The 3026-nt window shown below is 41.0% G+C and carries 1 protein-coding gene; it reads right to left on the reverse strand.

Annotation, left to right across the window (positions count from 1 at the left end; all coding sequences use genetic code 11):
- Window positions 1–83: 83 nt before the first annotated feature.
- Window positions 84–2105, reverse strand: coding sequence for a GAF domain-containing protein (locus LC574_RS33550; RefSeq protein ID WP_229457907.1), 2022 nt, complete (start codon window positions 2103–2105; stop codon window positions 84–86).
- Window positions 2106–3026: the final 921 nt, after the last annotated feature.

The following is a 3026-nucleotide window of genomic DNA, read 5'->3' on the forward strand; positions in this document are numbered from 1 at the left end:
ATCCCCTTCGAGGTTGATGTCATCACTAAGAGACTGGAGATCAAAGTTCTCTGTTGTGTTCTGTTGTTTAGTCACTTTCAGAATTATGGTTTGCTTTCGTCAGAAAATTGGGGCAGAGTCAGGGTGAAGCAAATTTCGCTCCGTTTAGAATCCGAAATTGGGAGACTTTCAACTGCGATCGCTCCATTCAGATGCTGCACTAAAGACTTGACTAAAGCAAGTCCCAAGCCAGTCCCTGGAGTCCAACGCCCTTTTCCGCGACGGAACTTGTCAAAGATGTAGGTCGTTTCTTCTTGAGAGATGGCATGTCCTGTATTCGTCACCTTCATGATAACTTGATCAATTTGTTGATCAACTTGGTGAGAGGCTTCAAGGCGGACAATTGTATCATGCTCTGAGTATTTACAGGCATTTGTTAACAATTCTTGCAAGATGCGGTCAAAACTTTCCAGTTCAGTTTGCAGTTTTAGCGATTCCTCTGGTAAATCTACAGAAATCTTTAATCCCTTCTCTGCGAGTTTTTTCTCGAAAGATGCTGCTATATTCTGGATTCTAGTATTTAAATTTATAGATTCTAATTGCGGGGCTTCGTGAGGCGATTCTAATTTCTGGAGTGTCAACAAGTCATTAATCAATTTGATTTCCTTTGTACATTCCTGCTCTAGGATATCCATGTATCGAACCTGACGCTCTGGTGGTATTCCTGGCAAACGTAAGTTCCGAATTGACATCAGCATGTTTGTCAAAGGATAGCGCAAGCGATCGCTCATGTTACTCATAAATTCATCTTTGAGTTCATTGAGTTTCCGCAGTTGCTCAACATACTGTCGGGTTCTTTCATGCAACTTTGCCTGGAGTTCCAGACTACTCTGTAGTTTCGCCGTCCGCTCATCTACCAAAGTTTGCACTTGGCGTAATGTCTGTGACTGAATTATGGCGTTACTTACTTGAGCACAAACCAGTTCCACAAGATTTAATTCTGCTGCTTGCCAACTGCGAGTAACAGCTTGCTGTAGCACCAAAAATCCTAAGATTTTACCTTGACTCTCTAATGGCACTAATAACACCGCAGGCAATTGCTCTATTGCAAATAATGGAGCAGCTGACGAAGTATCATTTTGCTCTGTGTAATTATCAAAGATTGCTGGTTTGGCAGAATCTATGAAAGTACGCTGGCATAAACCACACTCCGAAAGCAAGAAAGACTGATCTTCTAAAATATCTGGTTTAGTAGTTCGGGAAATTTGTGTTTCCTTAGCCCATTCACCAACCACTCTCGCTTTCGCTTTAGGAATTTGTTTTTTAGCTTGAGTCCTAAATAGTGGGTCTGTATATTTTAGTAGTATAAGCAAACCCCGATCTGCCTGTAGAGATTCGGCAGTAGAGGCAATAACTAACTGGAGCATTTGATTAAGCTCCAAGTTGCTACGATTCAGTATGGTTAATTGCTTGATCAAGCTTTGATACTGATTGCTCTTTTGCAGATACTGTTGTTGATGAGCAATTAGTTGAGCTTGTGCTACGCGAGAAAAAGCGATCGCGCAAGCCGACTCCACCTCTTTTAGCAGTTGTTTTTCTGATTCACTCCAATCATAGGGTTGGAATTTAATCAGACTAATCACCCCATTATTATTGCCACCAAAGCGGGTAGGAATTGCCAAAACTGCTTTTATCGGTAGTGGCAAATATTGACACCCAATTACCAGACTGTTCTGAATGATGGAAATATCTTCAATAGTCAATGGTTCAGCAGCACATTGCAGCACTGGCGAGTGCATAAGCAACTGTTCCATCGAAAACATCTCTTCTGGGTGTGGTAACGCTAGATACTCATCAGCACACCAATTACTACTAGTCGCTTCGTCGGATGCCTCACCCGTTACTGAAACCAAGCAGCAACAATCTACTTGAAAGACAACTCCTAACAATTGGGCAATATCTTGCAGCATCAAGGCCATAGCGGAGCTATTGGCAATGATTTGGTTAATCTTTTGTACCAACTTGTGGGCAGGTTCTTCCTGATGCTGCATCAGCTTGACTTGGTAAGGTTGTAGTCGATCTATGTCATCTATATAATGTGGCGGCGACGATAAAGGCTTTTTCATTCTTGGCACGCCCTCGGATAATAACTCCATTGTTTTTGCACCCAACCTGTTGGCATATTCTTCACCGTTAGTTGTGTTGCTCCAGCTTGATAATTGACAAATCTTGTATGAATACTTTCTCTCACCTGTTATAGCCCTTTTCTATGGGAGATGGCCAAGTTACCGCTATAATTAAGCAAATTGCTACATAGGTAGTGAGATACTTAGGATATTCTAAAATGACCCAGCCTGATTATTTTTGGCTACTTTATCTTCTTTATATTCAGATAATTAACTAACTTAATTTAGAATATCCTGTCGGTAAGTATACATAAACCGTAATTTCTCTGGAATTTCAGGGAAAATCCCCCAGAAATACACGTAAAAACACTGAATATATTTTAAATATTTTGTAAAATTTCGTTTTTATTTTAGTCTTTTAACCAGCTACCCTTTGATCTGTGTTGCTCTCAATCAAATATAACTAAGCCAGAGCGTGAAAAAGCTCTTGAGCAGGGGAGCAGGGGAGCAGGGGAGCAGGAGGGCGGGGAAAAGGTGACAAGAGGTGAGAACTTGCAATAAATCTTTTTCCTTGTCCCCAATTCTCCTTGTCCCTTTGTTCCCCTGCCTTTATCAAACAGATATATCTCATAGCAGCAATAGAGTATATAAGCTATAGTTCTTAAGAAGAAGTTTAGGACTTACGCATTGACAAGAAATACCATATATGGAGAAGTTTAAAAACCACATCTTTCGTAAGGGCACAGCATTGCTGTGCCCCTACAGCATGGTCTATTGACGATCGCACGATAATATAAGAAAAGCCTGAAAACTTCCGGGAGCATCGTTAATGCACATCACGATGAATTTGTACAGTGCGTAAGTCCTATTTCAGTGCTTCTTGGTAACAAGCGATCGCCTGCTCTAAATTCTGAGCTTTCT

It is taken from the genome of Nostoc sp. CHAB 5715 (assembly GCF_020829685.1).
Classification (GTDB): domain Bacteria; phylum Cyanobacteriota; class Cyanobacteriia; order Cyanobacteriales; family Nostocaceae; genus Nostoc.